Origin of the sequence: Sphingomonas sp. C3-2, from assembly GCF_033025475.1 — a bacterium.
Taxonomy (GTDB): domain Bacteria; phylum Pseudomonadota; class Alphaproteobacteria; order Sphingomonadales; family Sphingomonadaceae; genus Sphingobium_A.
Genome location: NZ_CP130322.1, coordinates 764,751 through 780,558 on the forward strand (window position 1 = coordinate 764,751; position 15,808 = coordinate 780,558).

13 protein-coding genes are annotated in these 15,808 nt (G+C 58.8%); 2 read left to right on the forward strand and 11 right to left on the reverse strand.

The window, feature by feature from the left end:
• Positions 1–2 precede the first annotated feature (2 nt).
• The 6 genes from QYC26_RS03690 to QYC26_RS03710 all read right to left on the reverse strand — a co-directional run bounded on the left by QYC26_RS03690 (position 3) and on the right by QYC26_RS03710 (position 5,639).
• Positions 3–662, reverse strand: a complete 660-nt coding sequence (locus tag QYC26_RS03690; RefSeq protein WP_317514046.1) for a hypothetical protein — start codon at positions 660–662, stop codon at positions 3–5.
• Entirely contained in the window at positions 662–1,285 is a 624-nt protein-coding gene (locus QYC26_RS16780) for a 7-cyano-7-deazaguanine synthase (RefSeq protein ID WP_411197625.1), read from the reverse strand. The genes QYC26_RS03690 and QYC26_RS16780 overlap by 1 nt, the downstream gene beginning before the upstream one ends.
• A complete protein-coding gene (locus QYC26_RS03695; RefSeq protein WP_317514047.1) occupies positions 1,282–2,610 on the reverse strand; it encodes a nucleoside 2-deoxyribosyltransferase in 1,329 nt (442 codons plus the stop codon). The genes QYC26_RS16780 and QYC26_RS03695 overlap by 4 nt, the downstream gene beginning before the upstream one ends.
• Positions 2,611–2,982 (reverse strand): hypothetical protein, encoded by a 372-nt coding sequence (locus QYC26_RS03700; protein ID WP_317514048.1) that lies wholly within the window; start codon positions 2,980–2,982, stop codon positions 2,611–2,613.
• 387 nt (positions 2,983–3,369) lie between these two features.
• Positions 3,370–4,539, reverse strand: coding sequence for a site-specific integrase (locus tag QYC26_RS03705; protein WP_317514049.1), 1,170 nt, complete (start codon positions 4,537–4,539; stop codon positions 3,370–3,372).
• Positions 4,540–5,036: 497 nt separating this feature from the next.
• On the reverse strand, positions 5,037–5,639 hold the full coding sequence (locus QYC26_RS03710) for a hypothetical protein (protein ID WP_317514050.1): 603 nt from the start codon (positions 5,637–5,639) through the stop codon (positions 5,037–5,039).
• 54 nt (positions 5,640–5,693) lie between these two features.
• On the opposite strand from QYC26_RS03710, the gene QYC26_RS03715 reads away from it, so the two are divergent.
• Positions 5,694–7,400 carry a DUF2075 domain-containing protein gene (locus QYC26_RS03715; protein ID WP_317514051.1) on the forward strand — a complete coding sequence of 569 codons (1,707 nt, stop codon included), beginning with the start codon at positions 5,694–5,696 and terminating at the stop codon, positions 7,398–7,400.
• A 389-nt stretch (positions 7,401–7,789) separates the two neighbouring features.
• Here the strand turns inward: QYC26_RS03715 and QYC26_RS03720 are convergent, their stop codons facing one another.
• The 3 genes from QYC26_RS03720 to QYC26_RS03730 are packed head-to-tail and all read right to left on the reverse strand — an operon-like array spanning position 7,790 to position 13,249.
• Positions 7,790–11,068 carry an error-prone DNA polymerase gene (locus QYC26_RS03720; RefSeq protein WP_317514052.1) on the reverse strand — a complete coding sequence of 1,093 codons (3,279 nt, stop codon included), beginning with the start codon at positions 11,066–11,068 and terminating at the stop codon, positions 7,790–7,792.
• Positions 11,065–12,507: a DNA polymerase Y family protein gene (locus tag QYC26_RS03725; RefSeq protein WP_317514053.1), complete on the reverse strand. Its 1,443-nt coding sequence runs from the start codon at positions 12,505–12,507 to the stop codon at positions 11,065–11,067. The genes QYC26_RS03720 and QYC26_RS03725 overlap by 4 nt, the downstream gene beginning before the upstream one ends.
• 31 nt (positions 12,508–12,538) lie before the next feature.
• A complete protein-coding gene (locus QYC26_RS03730; RefSeq protein WP_317514054.1) occupies positions 12,539–13,249 on the reverse strand; it encodes a hypothetical protein in 711 nt (236 codons plus the stop codon).
• Positions 13,250–13,499: 250 nt separating this feature from the next.
• Here QYC26_RS03730 and QYC26_RS03735 point away from each other — a divergent pair, with 250 nt between their 5' ends.
• Positions 13,500–14,252 carry an SDR family NAD(P)-dependent oxidoreductase gene (locus QYC26_RS03735; protein ID WP_317514055.1) on the forward strand — a complete coding sequence of 251 codons (753 nt, stop codon included), beginning with the start codon at positions 13,500–13,502 and terminating at the stop codon, positions 14,250–14,252.
• Between the two features lie 5 nt (positions 14,253–14,257).
• On the opposite strand, the gene QYC26_RS03740 is transcribed toward QYC26_RS03735, so the two are convergent.
• Together QYC26_RS03740 and QYC26_RS03745 are read right to left on the reverse strand one after the other, a co-directional pair.
• Complete coding sequence (locus tag QYC26_RS03740) at positions 14,258–15,274, reverse strand: NADP-dependent oxidoreductase (protein WP_317514056.1); 1,017 nt, start codon at positions 15,272–15,274, stop codon at positions 14,258–14,260.
• Between the two features lie 124 nt (positions 15,275–15,398).
• On the reverse strand, positions 15,399–15,797 hold the full coding sequence (locus QYC26_RS03745) for a nuclear transport factor 2 family protein (protein ID WP_317514057.1): 399 nt from the start codon (positions 15,795–15,797) through the stop codon (positions 15,399–15,401).
• Between the last annotated feature and the right edge of the window lie 11 nt (positions 15,798–15,808).

Sequence of the window (15,808 nt, forward strand, 5' to 3'; positions counted from 1 at the left end):
TCTTAAAATACTAGCTCAAGTTGCGGTCGAACTGCACCAGACTCACGAGACCAAACCCAAGCATCGAACTCTCTTCGCGAAATTGAGAGAAGGTCGGCCGCAAAGCAAAATGAGAGTTTTAGGAAATCGTAATCGCTATCTCGCAAGCCGGCTTTCGCAGCAAACGTTCTGATGTGCCTATCCACGGCGATGGAATCGATGCCAACCAGGCAGCACATATAATCAACTGTCTTTGGTCCAACACCGCTTAACGACTGCAAATCGCTTCTGAATCGAGTTGTTCCGAGGGCCTCGCGAATATCAGCCGTCGTATCCAGTCCCTCGCGGTGCATGAATCTGACCAGCCGGTCAAATCGAGATATCTTCACGGGATGTTGCCAATCCAGGAAGTCACCGCCGCGCCCGCCCTCAACGAGAGGCAGCAGGGTGCTGATCGTGTCGACGTTCGGGAACAAGCGCAAAATGCGTTCCACGCGTGGCAGAACCACCGCACGATAATTCAACCCTGCTTGCAATATCGAATCCGCGAGGACTGCGCCTACATGCCCGTAATCGGCGCGTCGTGCGCCAGAGGCAGACGGAGCCCCTTCATTCGAAGCGAAATCAGCGACCTGCCGCGCCGCCTGCAAGATTCTTCCTCGATTGGGCTGCGCTTGAGTCACTACGATAGTCCCGTTTGGTGGAGGGCGCTTAGGCGCTCAACGCAATTAGGGCAAGCTCCGCAAGGGAGTGTGCTGGCTGCCTGGCACGAGAATGTCCGCCCGATCGGAACGCCGAGCCGTAACGCTTCTTGCGTGACGTCAGCTTTCGATGCGTAGCGGAACGGCGACGTAAAGCGCACTGGCCCGATGTTCTCGGTCAGCCCGTCGAGCTTGTTCATGAATTCTGCCGTACAGTCTATCTCTTTAGCATGATTGCTATTTATGAAACCGGTAAACACATCGACGATGTTTAGGGTTTGAGCTCTTGCTGCTGACGCGGCATAGAACAAAAGGGTTCTATATGGAACGTAAAGATCGTCATCTTTAACGTCGTCATGCCACAGATTTGCCTCTTCAATCAGACGTGAAGTGGACCCTCGAAAAATATCGGATATGTCAATCCTTTCGGGACATCTCATATCGCGCGGAAGCACCTCGTTAACTCGGATCCACTCCGTTTCCACGCAGTGCTGACCGTAGTCAAAAAACAAGGGATAGACAGCCTTCCCACTAGCATGCAGCGAATATGCGACAGTAGTAGAGTCCAGCCCACCCGATGCAAGGAGCATTACTTCTCTATTCATCCAGCAGAACCCCTTTCGATCCGCCCCAGAGCTTCGAAGACCGCGTTAAGGCTAATATCGAGATCAGCTGAGTAAGAAGCGCTGCCATGGACGACCATCGTATTGCGATTTTCGTGACGAGGGTCGTATGTGATGACGGGCTTACCCATTTCCATGGCCATTCCAATCTCCACCAACGTACCGGGGTCTCGATCGATGGGAATCGCGAAAACCGCAGCACATTCCCGGAGTAGTTCAACATCGTTGAAGAAAAAGGAGGCAAGGGATTCGAGAGGCGCATCGGGGGCTGCCTCCCCGTTTTCCTGAACAGGTCGTCTCACTCGAAAATTGTGATATCGCAATGCCGAAAGAGCGGCATCTATGTCTCGATGGTTGGCGTACGAAAAATCCGGTGCAGCGAGGTATATCGGGAACATCGGTCGCACGTGCCATGGCAAGGTCACGCCCCCCAGCTGCCGCACATTGTCGACGGTGAGCCTGAATGCGCGCTGCACGTCGCGCCGGAAGTCGTCAGGCCAAGTTGTCTGGGAGTAAACCGTTGCAACTTGCATGCCGCGCCAAGCAGCGTCCCGCACGGTGCCGTCGAAGCAACCGAAAACGGCTGTGAACGCGTCCCCCACGCCCACAGAGTTGACCGTTACATCGAGCGTTGCGGTTATGCGCTCCACTGTGCCGTTTCGAAGGTCGAAAAGTCTGCTTCCACCTCGATTCTCTTTCAAAAGAAGATGAGCAACTCCGACCTGTCGCGCGAGTTCGAGAAGGGGGGATACGTCCTGTGACGCTAACCGCATGAATAGCTCGGATGAAGTAGAAAGGACGAGACGGCTTACACGCCCGTTTGCAAGCTCCCGTAAACTGGCCTCTCCCATGTCGTACGCCGCGTCCAAGGTGACGCACGCGTTAGGATCAGCCGCTTGCAACACCTTGCTGAGATCGTAGCGCCCCGGGAATACCACAATCCGTTCGAATTCCATCAGCGTTGCAACATCACCGATGGAAGAGATTATTCGTTCGCTACGAAGAATGTCTTCGTATCCTTGATGCCCCACTTCTTGGACGTCAGCGATTGCAATTAGATTGGGCGCGCCGGTCACTTCGCCAAGCAGAACAAACTCTTCGCAGCCATGCTCCAAGAGATATTTTCGTGCCTGCTCCACCAAATATGCGGGGCAAAATGCACCGACCGAGTACGATTGGCCAACTGCCCAAAGACCTCGTGCTGCGTGGACAATGCCGCCTAGCCTAACTTTTGCTTCGACGTTTCGGCTGGGCATGGTGAAGTCGATCGTGACTTCACCTACGATGATGGGAGTCGACGCCGGCATTTAGTTAGCCACAAAATCTGCGTGTACCTTCGGGTTTGCGCCATTTGACGAGTGGGTCACTACGCCGGTATAAGTGAAGCCATCTTCGATGCAGCCAGCAAGATAGTTAAATCGGGTAGGAATCGATCCTACGGTTTCCGTTCCTGCGACAGCTACAACTCGCCCTCTAACCTCAATTGTCAGTTTGGTGCCAACGGGAGGAACACTTCCGTGATTTGCATAGAATTGATGGCTCGCCACATCTTCTAGAATCGCGGCAAACGCTTGGCCGCATTTATCGGATCCGCTTGCGCCGCCTGAAGCTCCAGCACCCAAATCGGATTTAGGAGAACCGGAATAATCACTGAAATTTCCAGATCCGCTGCTACCCATCGCCCCCTCCTCTGTGGATTTTGTGACGCTATCCGAGGGAGTAATATAAAGGCAACAGCTAGTTAGCGGCACAGCGCTTAGTTGGCGACTGCTGACGTGACCCCGTCTAATTCCTCCAGATAGGTATCGAAAATACGGTGCATGGGATGCCCGCTGCCGGAGTGCGGACAGTCCACACCTGGGCTTCGGGATTTGCCGTCTGAACGGCAAAGAAGGGTTGCCCCCTGCCCAGCACCATCACATCCAAAGCCACCAGCGAGCCATCCTCCCTTCCCCATGTCAAAAGTCAGAAAATGTCATGGGCGCGCTTGCACCTTCACTGGCACGTTTGGAGGAAGTTCAGCGGGCGCACGCTCGACAAAAATTTACGGAAAGGAATGTAATCCGTCACATAAGATCCTCTACAATTTCTCCGATTTGATTAGCTGCTGCTAAGGCGGGATCCGCATCCACATGCGCGTAACGCAAAGTAGTTTGCGCCTGTGAATGGCCCAACAACCTCCCAATTATTGGAAGGCTTGCACCTTGCCCTACCGCTATGCTCGCCGCGGTATGCCGGAGATCGTGTAGCCTCACTCCCTCAACCCCAGCGTCTTCACAGACCCTCATCCATGGCTTACGTAAATTTACCATCGGCTTGCTCGCGACTTGACCAGGAAAAACAAAATCAGATCCCGCAGCAATCTCTCTTTGGCGCTGGAGCAATGCCAAAGCGGCATGACTCAAATAGATCGCCTTTTCTCCAGTTTTGCTATCAGGCAAAATGAGAATCCGGCGCTCCCAATCAATCCAGGACCATTGAGCCGTTAGCAACTCGTTTAGACGTGCTCCGGTCAACAACAACAAGTGCATGACATTCGCCGACGAAGGAAGTAATTTACCTTGCGCCACAAGCTTTTTAATAGATATTCCTACCCGCTGAATTTCTTCAGCTGCTAAGTATCGAGTTCGAGGCTTTTCATCATATCGCTGTATATAGCGACAGGGGTTACTCCCCGCCTCGCGCCATTCCCAGACCTCTGCGAGCGTCATTAGACGCGAACAGAGTGCAAGAACGCGGTTTGCACGGTACGGCGCATGTTTCATGCTTTTGTGAAATTGATCAATTTCTCCGCGTGATATCCCATCGACCGTCCGCCTTCCAAATTTAGGTCCGATAAGGTCACGCCACTGACTTTGATATTCCTGTCGCGTTTGCGGCTTTCGAAGCTGAAGATACTCGCCCTCAAAGCGAATCCAGACATCATTTAGCGTTGGTGCGCTACGACGCTTAAACTTTTCCCCTTGCGGATCCTCCCCACGCGCAACGGCTGCCAAGACCTGTTGCGCCATCCCTCGGGCCTGGTCGCAAGTAACCTGCCCATGTCCACCCAACGAAATCCAGCGCTGTTGAGCTCCCCTTCCGCCCCCGTTCGCACGATACTTCACGACGTATTTCTTACTACCGCTAGGCAGAGCCTTAACCCCAAAGCCAGCGATCAGATCGTCCCAGAGAAATACTGGCCTAGCCCCAACACACTCCAACGTATCGACAGACCTTTTCGTTATCTTAGCCACGCACCCCTCCGCCTACAGCGAATTCTTGCTACCAAGAGCTCAGCCATCTAGCAACCACATAGCAACCACCACCAAGAGAAAAGCAGATATGAAAGTGGGAAGCCCGAGGATGAGAGATTAAAATAAATTATTCATTTTCTGCATGTTATGCTATTTTATAGAAAGCTGTAGAAACACAGAAAAGCGAGAAAAAACTGACTTTTAATCAGTAGGTCGCTGGTTCGAATCCAGCACGGCTCACCACCATTTCCAAGGGCCTCGCAGCGATGCGAGGCCCTTTGCTTTTGCAGTGCCCACCACATTCCCCTTCGCACTCACTCTTGCGGGCAGGAACGTTCGCTAGGCGCACTTCTTGGCCGCTTAGGAGCTCGATCGCGACGTCCAGAAGCTTGACACTAGCTAACAGCCATCGTCGACCGGCCTGAAGGGCGGCGCCTAGAACTTTCCTACCGTCCCGTGCACTGCAGAGAATGACGGCTACCGTCAGCAGCGTACCTTCATCCGCGTTCCATCTCGTACTCGTCGAGCATGCGATAGCGGATGCGGATCTCATCCGCATCGCTTCGCAGCTTGCTGCGGTCGCTGAAGGGCGTGGCTGGGTCCTCGGCTCGCGCTTCCAAGATGCGGGCGCGCAGCAACTCGTCCGGACCACTAAGCGTGCCGACCGCTTCTAGCTCTTGTTCCGCACCATCGTAGTCACTCTGGGCGAGTTTGATTCGCGCCTCAAGGCCGGCAACTGCACCCACCGCTCCTCGCGCCTTCAGGAACTCAATGTCCTCACGTGCCACGCGAAGGTCACCCGCCTCGGCCGCTGCGACCGCGCGTAACCGTCGAATGAAGGTTTGCCCGCCCGAGCCCCGTTGCAGCACGTCGGTCAGCATTGTCTTAGCTCGACTAAAGTCTTGGTCGCGCCGCATGATCAACATGGCCTGCCTGCCGTCGGCATAAACCTCCTGGCGATTGAGCGAGCTAAGGGTGCGAATGACCCGCTCCGCCCCGCTCCAGTCGCCCTGTGCAATAAGCATACCCGCTTGCACGTCGAGCAGGACCGGATTCCTGCCGATGTATGCCTCCTGGCGCGCGAACTGCCTGAAGCTCATGCGTTTATAGAGTTCCTAATTCCACGAATGGGCCGGCGTGCGGACCTAATCCTGTTGGTCGATGGCGTTGTCTTTGTCATTGAATACAAGCTCGGGGCGATCCAATATGACCGTTCTAGTCTTGACCAAGTCTATGGATATGGGCTCGATCTCAAGCACTTCCACGAGCCAAGTCACAACCGGACGATTGTTCCCATATTGGTCGCCACCCACGCGCCTGATAATTACGGGCGACCGTTTCAATGGGATGATGACAGGCTAGGACGACCATTGGGCGTGAACCCTGAAGGGCTCCTGCCGGCTATTCATCATATGTGCCGTGTCTATGGCGGCGCCGATAATGATGCAGTGGCCTGGGAGGCCGGGCGCTATCGGCCGACGCCCACGATTGTTGAGGCGGCCCAGGCTCTCTATCGCGGTCATGCGGTTGAGGAAATTTCCCGCTCGGAGGCCGGGGCGGAAAATCTTACCCATACAGCCGACTATGTTGCCAACGCGATCGAGTTAGCCAAGCGCGACCGTCGTAAGATCATCTGCTTCGTTACAGGGGTGCCAGGCTCGGGAAAGACCCTCGCCGGCCTCAATTTAGCTACTGCGCGACAGCGCGCGCACAGCGATGAGCACGCAGTATTCCTTTCGGGGAATGGCCCCTTGGTCGATGTATTGCGTGAGGCACTTGCATTGGATGCAGTGGCAAGAGCACGCGAGGACGGCGTCAAAACATCCAAGACCCAGGAAGATCGTCGCGCCGCCGCATTCATCCAAAACATCCATCATTTTCGCGATGACGCGCTCGCCTCGCGCGATGCCCCGGTTGAGAAGGTTGCGGTATTTGACGAGGCCCAACGCGCTTGGGATGTCGAGCAGACGTCAAAGTTCATGCAGCAGAAAAAGGGACAAATCGGCTTTTCCATGTCAGAGCCGGAGTTCCTGCTTTCCGTAATGGACAGGCACGAGGATTGGTGCGCGATCATCTGTTTGGTTGGCGGCGGCCAAGAGATCAACACCGGGGAAGCCGGCATCGAGGAATGGCTGCGCGCGCTGGAGCGTAGCTTCCCGCATTGGCAGGTACATCTTCCCGAGAGCTTAGCTCATCCCTGCCAACTGACCGACGAGGTATCGACGCCCGCGCTTCATCTAGCTACTTCGCTGCGATCGTTCCGTGCAGAGCGCCTGTCTGATTTCGTGGGTCATGTGATTACCGGCAATGCCTCGGCTGCGAGACAGGTCAACAAGGAGCTGACCAACTTTCCGCTCTACGTCACCCGCGACTTAGATCAGGCGCGGCGTTGGCTACGTTCCAAGCGTCGCGGCGCCGAGCGAGCCGGGTTGTTGGCCTCGTCTAATGCGGCGCGTCTCAAGCCTCATGGCGTGTTCGTGAAAGCTAAAATTGAGCCGGCTAAGTGGTTCTTGGCCCCCAGCGACGACGTGCGATCTTCCGATGCGCTAGAGGACGCGGGAACAGAGTTTGACGTCCAAGGACTGGAGTTGGATTGGACGTGCTTGTGCTGGGATGCAAATTACCGCCGCGTTGGTGATGGATGGCGGGCTTTACAGTTCAAGGGCACGCGCTGGCAGGCGGTCAATGACGAGGCGCGTAAGGCATATGTTGCAAATGCCTATCGTGTTTTGCTTACCCGTGGCCGGCAAGGGATGGTGGTGTTTGTACCCGAAGGTTCAGATGAAGATGCCACACGGATGCCAACCGTCTATGACGACGTCTATTCCTTCCTGGTGGAATGTGGGTTTGCCCCCTTGTAAGGGGGACGGCCCTCCGCCTCGGTGCTTGAAGGTGTTGGCGATTGTTAGCCTTTAGCGCCCCTAAGTCGCCCCACCTATTTCCCCTCGCATGCCTTCGGGGCTGGTAGGGGTGGCTACGGGGGATCGGGTTTCGCAGGGGCGCATTTTGGACGATCACCTATTACGAAAATCCCTGTAATCGGCTAAATTCGGGCTTCTGCGGGGTTCTACGAAAAGCTGCAAACCGGGCTTTTAATCAGTAGGTCGCTGGTTCGAATCCAGCACGGCTCACCACCATTCCCAAGGGCTTCGCAGCGATGCGAGGCCCTTTGCTTTTGCAGCACTCATGTTCGCATGCGCTCTGGCTGAGATCAGGCCTTAATTGACGCCCTTTCGGCGGCGGGTTCAGATCAATGAAAATCGCGCGATTTTGGGATGACGCGAACATCGCGGGGGTGCTTGCGCAACTGACGGGGCGCCTGCGGATGGCGAACTTCGTCCCCTGGCGAAGCGCAGGCTGTCTTGCTTCCGCGATCGTCGAGCATCTCCAGCATTGCGCTGCGGTCGAACACGCGGTTGACCATGAGATGGACCACATCTTCCTTGCTGCGCTGGATTACCCCTTCGATCACCATCAGCCGTGCAGACATGACCGCACGGCGCTGACGCTCCATGTCACGTGACCAGAGCAGGGCATTGGTAATTCCGGTCTCATCCTCGATGGTGATGAACACCGCGTTGCCCTTGCCGGGACGCTGGCGGATCAGCACGACACCGGCAACACGCAGTTTGCGACCATCCGGCGCATGATTGGCGGCGTTGCAGCTTGTCACACCTTCGCGAGTGAGGACTTCGCGCAGGAACTGCAGTGGATGCCCTTTCAGCGAAAGCCGGACGGTCTGATAGTCTGCCACAACCTCTTCAGCGCGTGTCATTGCAGGCAGGTTTGCATCCGGCTCACGTCCCAGTTCAGGGGCTTGCGCGGCGGTAAAGAGCGGGAGTTGGTCGGGAGGATTGCGACGCGCTTCCCACAAGGCCTCGCGCCGGGTGAGGCCAAGCGAACCCAATGCATCGGCGTCGGCCAATTTGCGCAACGCTGCCGGGGGAAGCGCGGCCCGCGCCGCCAGATCCTCCAGCGACACGAAACGACCTGACTGCCGCCCGGTCTCAATCGATACGGCCCAGTCCCGGCGAAATCCGTCGAGCCGCGAAAAGCCGAGCCGCAGCGCCAGCCCATTATTATCGTCGCGCGGTTCGAGCGTGCAGCCCCATGCGCTAGCATTGGCATCTACGGCGCGCACATCCACGCCGTGATCGCGGGCATCACGCACCAGTTGGGCGGGGGCGTAGAAGCCCATGGGCTGGCTGTTTAACAACGCGGCGGTGAACACCGCCGGATGGTGACACTTGAGCCATGAGGACACATAGGCCAGCCAGGCGAAGGCCTGCGCATGACTTTCAGGAAAGCCATATTCACCAAAACCACGGATCTGTTCGAAACACCGCTCGGCGAAGTCCTTGCTATAGCCGCGCGCAGTCATGCCACCGACCATCAATTCATGGTAACGATCAACCGTGCCGCGATTGCGGAAAGTGGCCATGGCGCGCCTGAGTCCATCGGCCTGCGCGGGTGTAAATTCGGCTGCCACCATCGCCAGCTTCATGGCCTGCTCCTGAAAAAGGGGGACGCCGAGCGTCTTGCCCAACACCTCGCGCAGTTCATATGGATCGTGGGGAGGTGCCGGCTGCGGATAACGCACCGCCTCTTCCTCGTTGCGGCGACGCAGATAGGGATGGACCATCCCACCCTGGATCGGCCCCGGCCGCACGATTGCCACCTGGATCACCAGGTCATAGAGTTCGCGCGGCTTCATGCGCGGCAGCATGGCAATTTGCGCGCGGCTTTCGACCTGAAAAGTGCCGATGCTGTCTGCGCGCTGCAACATCCTGTAGGTATCTGCATCCTCGCGCGGGACAGTGGCAAGGCTGAGGTCGCCAAGATCATGTCGGCGCATGAGATCGAAGCTCTTGCGGATGCAGGTCAGCATGCCGAGCGCTAGTATATCGACCTTCATCAGGCCGAGCGCGTCAATATCGTCCTTGTCCCATTCGATGAAGGTGCGGTCTGGCATGGCCGCATTGTGGATCGGCACCAGTTCATCGAGCCGTCCCTGGGTCAGAACAAAGCCACCGACATGCTGGGAAAGATGCCGGGGAAAGCCCAGAAGCCGATCGACAAGCGTCTTGAGGCGGGAGATCTCAGGGTTGGCGCTGTCGAACCCGGCCTCGGCCATACGGCTCTCGGGCACGTCGTCACCCCAACTCCCCCAGATCGTGGAGGAAAGCCTTGCGGTCACGTCTTCCGTCAGGCCCAGCGCCTTGCCCACCTCGCGCAGCGTGCTGCGTGGACGATAATGGATGACGGTGGCCGCGATCCCGGCGTGCTCACGTCCATAACGGGCATAGACATACTGCATGATCTCCTCGCGTCGCTCATGCTCGAAATCGACATCGATATCGGGCGGCTCGTCACGTTCTTCGGAGAGGAAGCGAGAGAATAAGAGTTTTTCGTGAACCGGATCGATTGGCGTAATGCCTAGGAAATAGCAGACCAGCGAATTGGCGGCACTGCCACGCCCCTGGCAGAGGATCGGCGGATCAAGGCTGCGCGCATAACGCACAATGTCGTGAACAGTGAGGAAATAGCAGGCATAATTGCGCTTGCGGATCAGCGCGAATTCCTGATCGAGCACGACGCGGTACGCCTTGGGCAAACCGTCCGGAAACAAGGCAAGCCCGCCCTCCTCTACCAGATGCTCCAGCCAGCCTTGCGGCTCCCATCCGGCAGGAACGGGCTCAAGCGGATATTCGTAGCGCAAGTCATCAAGAGAAAAAGAAATCCGAGCCAGAAACGCGGTGGTGGCCGCGATCGCTTCGGGGCAGGCGCGAAACAAGCGGGCCATTTCATCAGGCGACTTCAAATGTCGTTCGGCATTGGGCGCAAGGCGCTTTCCCGCCGTGTCGATGGTCACACCCTCGCGAATACAGGTGAGGATATCGTGCAGCGCGCGCCCACCGGAATCGGCATAAAGCGCATCATTGGTGGCGATCAGCGGCACGCCGAGCGAGGCCGAAACCATCCGCGCTTCTTCCAATCTGCGCGCATCCGTGCCCGCCCGCAGCATCGTCACCGCAAGCCATAGTCGATCAGGACAGGCGGCCTTCAAGGCGCCAAGGGTCCTGCGATCCGGCTGCGTGACAATCAGCGCAATGTCTTGCGCGTGCTCCAGCAGGTCCGATAGGTAAAGCGTACAATCACCCTTGCTCGTGCGTCGGTTGCCCAGCGTCAGCAGGCGGGTCAACTGCCCCCAGCCATGCCGGGTCATTGGATAAGCGACGATATCTGGTGGGCTCAGCCCACTTTCGGGATCAGGTGCAAAGACCAGCCTTGCTCCCACGGCCAGCTTCAAATCGCTCGCCGCGCCACCAATCTCACGCCAGGCCATATGCGCGCGGACCACTCCGGCCACCGTGTTGCGATCGGCAATGCCGATGCCCGCCATACCCAGTTGCTGCGCGCGCGCGACCATCTCGGCGGGATGCGATGCCCCTCGCAGGAAGCTGTAGTTGCTGGCGGCCAGCAATTCGACGAAAGGCACAGCACCCTGAAGGGAGCCCCCCGCCCTCATGCGAAGAGGCCGTGCATGTACCAGTGCGGATCAGGCTTTTCATCGTAGAGCCCGTGGCGGAAGATCCAGTATCGCCGCCCAAGAACATCTTCCACCCGGTAATAGTCGCGGGTCAGCCCACCTTGGTCAGCACATTCCCCGCCTTTGTGACGCCACCACTCGTTCGCAATCCTTTCTGGCCCTTCGTAAAGCCGCACCTCATGCAACTTGCGCCGCCAGCGAAAGCGGTGGGGCGGCCCATCGGGCACTTCAGCCAAGACCTCCACGCGCTGGGGCGGATCGAACAGGAAGAGCGGGCGCATCGGCGGCTCGCCTTCGGGCGGACGTGGCCATGGCACTGGAACGCGCTCACTCATCGCAGGCAAGGCCAGTTGCGCCTGTTCGGGCAAGTGGCTCTCATGCGGCGCAAGGCGGCGCAGGCTGCCTGCCCCAAGCCGGGTGCTGAGCCGCTCGACCAGTTCGGTCAGCGCAGCGTCGTCCTTTTCCCCGCCGCCAAGCTCAGGCTGGCTGGCGGCCAGAGGGTCGGTCGCGGGCAGGAACAGGCTTATGCGCTCATAGCCAAAGCCAGGATCGAGCGGATCGGCCAGGCTGGCAATACGCTCATCAAACAGACGCAGAACCAATGCAGGATCGCGGCTCGGGCGCCCGGTTTCGATGTCCAGCCGATGACGCGCACCGTCACTTCGGTAAAGGGTCAATGCAAACCGGCGACCACCCAGCGCGCGTTCTGCAAGGGCGCCTGCCGCCTCTTGCAACAAGTCCATGAAAACCGCGCTGATCGTACTTTGCAGTGCGACGGGTTCGGCGAAACGGCGCTCGAAATGAAGCGGCTCGGGATCTCTCAGGGCATCGATGGGGGCCTGTTCCGCGCCGGTCAGGCGTTGCAGAGCGCTGACGGCGCCTGCCCCGAAACGCGCGGCAATGCTGGCCGTGGGGCGCACTACCAGATCGCCGATACATCTGAGCCCCGCCCTGTTGAGCGCAAGGATGGAATCCGGATCGAGCCCCAGCGCGATCACCGGCAGGGCGCGAACGGCCGCCCGTTCGTCGACAACAGGCAGAGTGCCGTATCGGGCCAATGCCTGCGCTGCTTCCGCCGTAGAAGCGACTGCCCAGCGCAGCGTCATGCCCATGTCCGCCGCAGCGTCCTCGACCTGAGCACATAGCCCTGCCTCACCGCCGAAAAGATGATCTCCCCCTGCAATGTCGAGCGTAATCCCATCGAACGAGGCCAGCGTAACGCGCGGCGACCAGTCAAGGCAGCGGCGCGCCATGCGTTCGAGCCAGTGGCGGTCTGCCCCTTCGTCCATTTCAGTGACGATCAGGTCAGGCTCAACGGCTCGTGCATCGGCCAGTGTCGCCCCCGGCACGATGCCCAGCGCCTGCGCCTTGGCGTCCACCGCCGCGAGCCTCAATGCCCCTCTGACCTTGGCGACCATGGCCAGCGGCAAAGGTGTATCGCAGTCTGCCTCAGGCGGCGCGGGGTTTTCTCGCCCATGCCGGCGCATCTCCCCGATCCGCCAGCGGTCGGTCGAGAGGAACGGAAACCATAGCGCGAGATACCGGCGCTTCACGGAACTTGCATCGATCACGGTCCCACTCCAGCCGCCAGTCGAGGCCGCAAGGGCCGGATCGCTGGCGCAACAGGGTCAAGTCGAACGTCGGTTGTCCTGGGGCATTGCCGGGCAATGCCCGCGACGGCGCGGCCGCCACCTGCCAGCGCGTACGTGCGGCACTGGGCGAAGGGACGGCATCCATGCGCAGCAACAGCAGCGGCACGCCGGATTTCTCGGCCGCCAGAACCAGTTTGCGACTAGCGGTCAGGTCAAGCGTGCGCATGGCGCCCCAGCCTTCGAGAATAACGGCCCCCAATCTGCCGCAGTGCAAGGCCTCGGCTGCGGCACGCAGCAGCGCAAGCGTGTCAGGCACCACGCCCACCAGCCCATGCTCAGGCGCACCGCCCAGTTCGGCCCAGCCGCCTGCCTGCAGGATGCCCGAGGTCTTGAGCCAGCGCCGCTCCCGCAACCAAAGGATGGCCTGTTTCGGACTGTTTGTGCTCCCACACATTCCCATGGCAACTGCCATGGCGAAGCCCGCCGCAGAACTGGCATCGTCAGGCTCCGCTGCATAGATTTCATGCACCTGCCCATAGCCCAGCCCGCCTGCCAGAGCCTCGTCCAAAGACGTGACGCCGCTCGCCCAGAAACCTGTTCCGGGCGTGTCAGGTGGCAGAGGAAAGGCAGGGGCGACTCGCATATGTTCTTATTATGTTCCACGTGAGCGCCAATCAAGAACTACTCGGATGATGACGCATCTGAGAAACACCGTGACGATATCCAGAACCGTTCCAAGGGGTGCATCTGTTCGCTTTTATCGCTATCCCGCCCCCTGTGTCGGACTGGCAAACAAGTTTCTTCGGGGAGCCGGAATCATGAATCGAACAATATTGGTCACAGGCGCCACTGCAGGCATTGGCGCTGCGACGGCTCGCAAGTTTGTGGCGAATGGATGGAAGGCGATCATCACCGGGCGCCGCGAGGATCGGCTGCAAAATCTGGTCGCCGAACTGGGCCAGGAGCATGTGCACCCGGTCTCGTTCGATATTCGCGATGAAGCCGCGATTGCACAGACGCTTGCAAAGCTGCCCGATGGATTTCGCGATATCGACCTGCTGATCAACAACGCCGGGCTTGCGCTCGGCACGGCCCCTGCGCAGGAAGCCCAGCTGGATCAATGGCGCCAGATGATCGATACCAACATCACCGGCCTGGTAACGATCACCCACGCGCTGCTTCCCCGGCTTATCGAGCGCAAGGGGATGATCATCAACCTCAGTTCGGTCGCCGCAACTTACCCTTATCGCGGTGGAAACGCCTATGGCGGCACAAAGGCCTTTGTGCGCCAATTCTCGCTCGGTCTTCGGTCCGATCTGCACGGCACCGGCGTGCGCGTCACCTCGATTGAACCCGGCATGGTGGAAACCGAATTCACGCTGGTGCGCACCGGCGGTGACCAGACGGCATCGGATACGCTGTATCAGGGCGCCAATCCGATGACGGCGGAAGACATCGCCGATACGCTTTTCTGGGTGGCAAGCCAGCCCAGCCATCTCAACATCAACACGCTGGAACTGATGCCGGTGACGCAGTCCTTTGCCGGTTTTCAGGTCGCGCGCGACAACTGAAACGCTCAGTCGGGTGTGAGCCGGAGCAACTGCTTGCCCCGGTTCGCACCGCTGAACAGTCGCAAAAACGTATCGGGAATATTCTCGAACCCCTGCTGAATATCGGTGCGATACCGCAATTCTCCCGAAGCGGTCCACGACGTCAGATCCGCGCTGGCTGCGGCGATCCGATCGAGATGGTCGAGCAGGATGAAGCCGCGCATCGTTCCACGCCTGGTCACCAATTCCATCAGATTTCTTGGGCCGGGCACGGGTGCTTCCGCATTATAGCCGGACACACCCCCACACAGGACGATCCGCCCGAACCAGGCAAGATTGGCAATCGCGGCTTCGAGGATAGTCCCACCAACATTGTCGAAAAACAGATCGATACCATCGGGGCATAGCGCCTTCAGGCGCTCCTCAACATTTTCCGCCCGGTAATCAATGGCCGCATCGGCACCATACTCATCGACCAACCATCCGCATTTTTCGGTGCCGCCGGCAATCCCGATCACCCGCGCGCCAGAAAGCCGGGCAACCTGAAGCGCCACGGAACCGACAGCGCCCGCAGCCCCGGAAACCACAACCGTATCGCCAGCGCGAACCGCGCCGACATCGCGAATCCCGACATAGGCGGTGAAACTGGCCCCGCCAAAAAGGCCGAGCGCCTGTTCGGGCGTTACACCGGTGGGCACGAGCGAAGGTGGCTCCTCGCCTGCGCGACAGGCAACCGCATAGTCCTGCCATCCATAGAGGCCGCGTACCAGCGCGCCTTCCGGATAGGCCGGATTTCGTGACGCAACCACCTGATTGATGCTGCTGCCACGCACCGGCTCTCCGATCGCGATCGGCGGCATATACCCCGGGACATCATCCATCCAGCCGCGCTGCGCGGGATCGAACCCGAGCATGACGGTTCGAAGCAGTATCTCGCCCGCATCCAGATCGACGATCGGAACCGGCTCATCACGCCGCTCGAAATCGGCCGCCGTAACCATCCCGTGCGGGCGCCGCGCAAGGCGCCACTGCCGGTTTATCAAATGATCTGTCCCCACCGTCACCCCCTCCGTATATATTTTACGGCACAGTGCGGCATGCGCGCGACGCTGACCAGCACTGAAACGGAGTGAGGAGAGACAGTGTGTTTATGCGCGTGGCCTGATATTATTTCCCCAGCCAGAACGCCCGCGACTTCGCGGAATCCGGCATCTCGACGACAGAGCGGATTTTGCCGTTCTCGATTTCGAAGATGAAGACGATGGCGTTCCGATAGACACGGCCGTCGAGCAGCTTGCCCGTGACATGGGTGAAAACGACAACGCGGTCTTCCTCCGCCGTCACCGATTGATGCTCGAACTCCAGCCCGCTTTCAAAGACGTTGAGTTCTGCCAGCATCGTCTCAAGCGCCGATCGATCCCGGACGCCTGCCATCTCCCAGTCTCCCGGAACGGTCCAGGTGACGTCCGGCGTCATCAGATCGAGACTCTTTACAAGGTCACCGCTCCGCTGGCACTCGAAATAGCGCGCAACTACCTGCTTCGGCGTGTCCAACTGATCGCCCAACGCATCCTCCC

What these genes read in the sequence shown, in the direction of transcription:
- QYC26_RS16780 (WP_411197625.1), bottom strand. Translation starts at nt 1,285, where the DNA reads ATGAATAGAGAAGTAATGCTCCTTGCATCGGGTGGGCTGGACTCTACT.
- QYC26_RS03695 (WP_317514047.1), bottom strand. Translation starts at nt 2,610, where the DNA reads ATGCCGGCGTCGACTCCCATCATCGTAGGTGAAGTCACGATCGACTTC.
- QYC26_RS03700 (WP_317514048.1), bottom strand. Translation starts at nt 2,982, where the DNA reads ATGGGTAGCAGCGGATCTGGAAATTTCAGTGATTATTCCGGTTCTCCT.
- QYC26_RS03710 (WP_317514050.1), bottom strand. Translation starts at nt 5,639, where the DNA reads ATGAGCTTCAGGCAGTTCGCGCGCCAGGAGGCATACATCGGCAGGAAT.
- QYC26_RS03720 (WP_317514052.1), bottom strand. Translation starts at nt 11,068, where the DNA reads ATGAGGGCGGGGGGCTCCCTTCAGGGTGCTGTGCCTTTCGTCGAATTG.
- QYC26_RS03725 (WP_317514053.1), bottom strand. Translation starts at nt 12,507, where the DNA reads ATGGTCGCCAAGGTCAGAGGGGCATTGAGGCTCGCGGCGGTGGACGCC.
- QYC26_RS03735 (WP_317514055.1), top strand. Translation starts at nt 13,500, where the DNA reads ATGAATCGAACAATATTGGTCACAGGCGCCACTGCAGGCATTGGCGCT.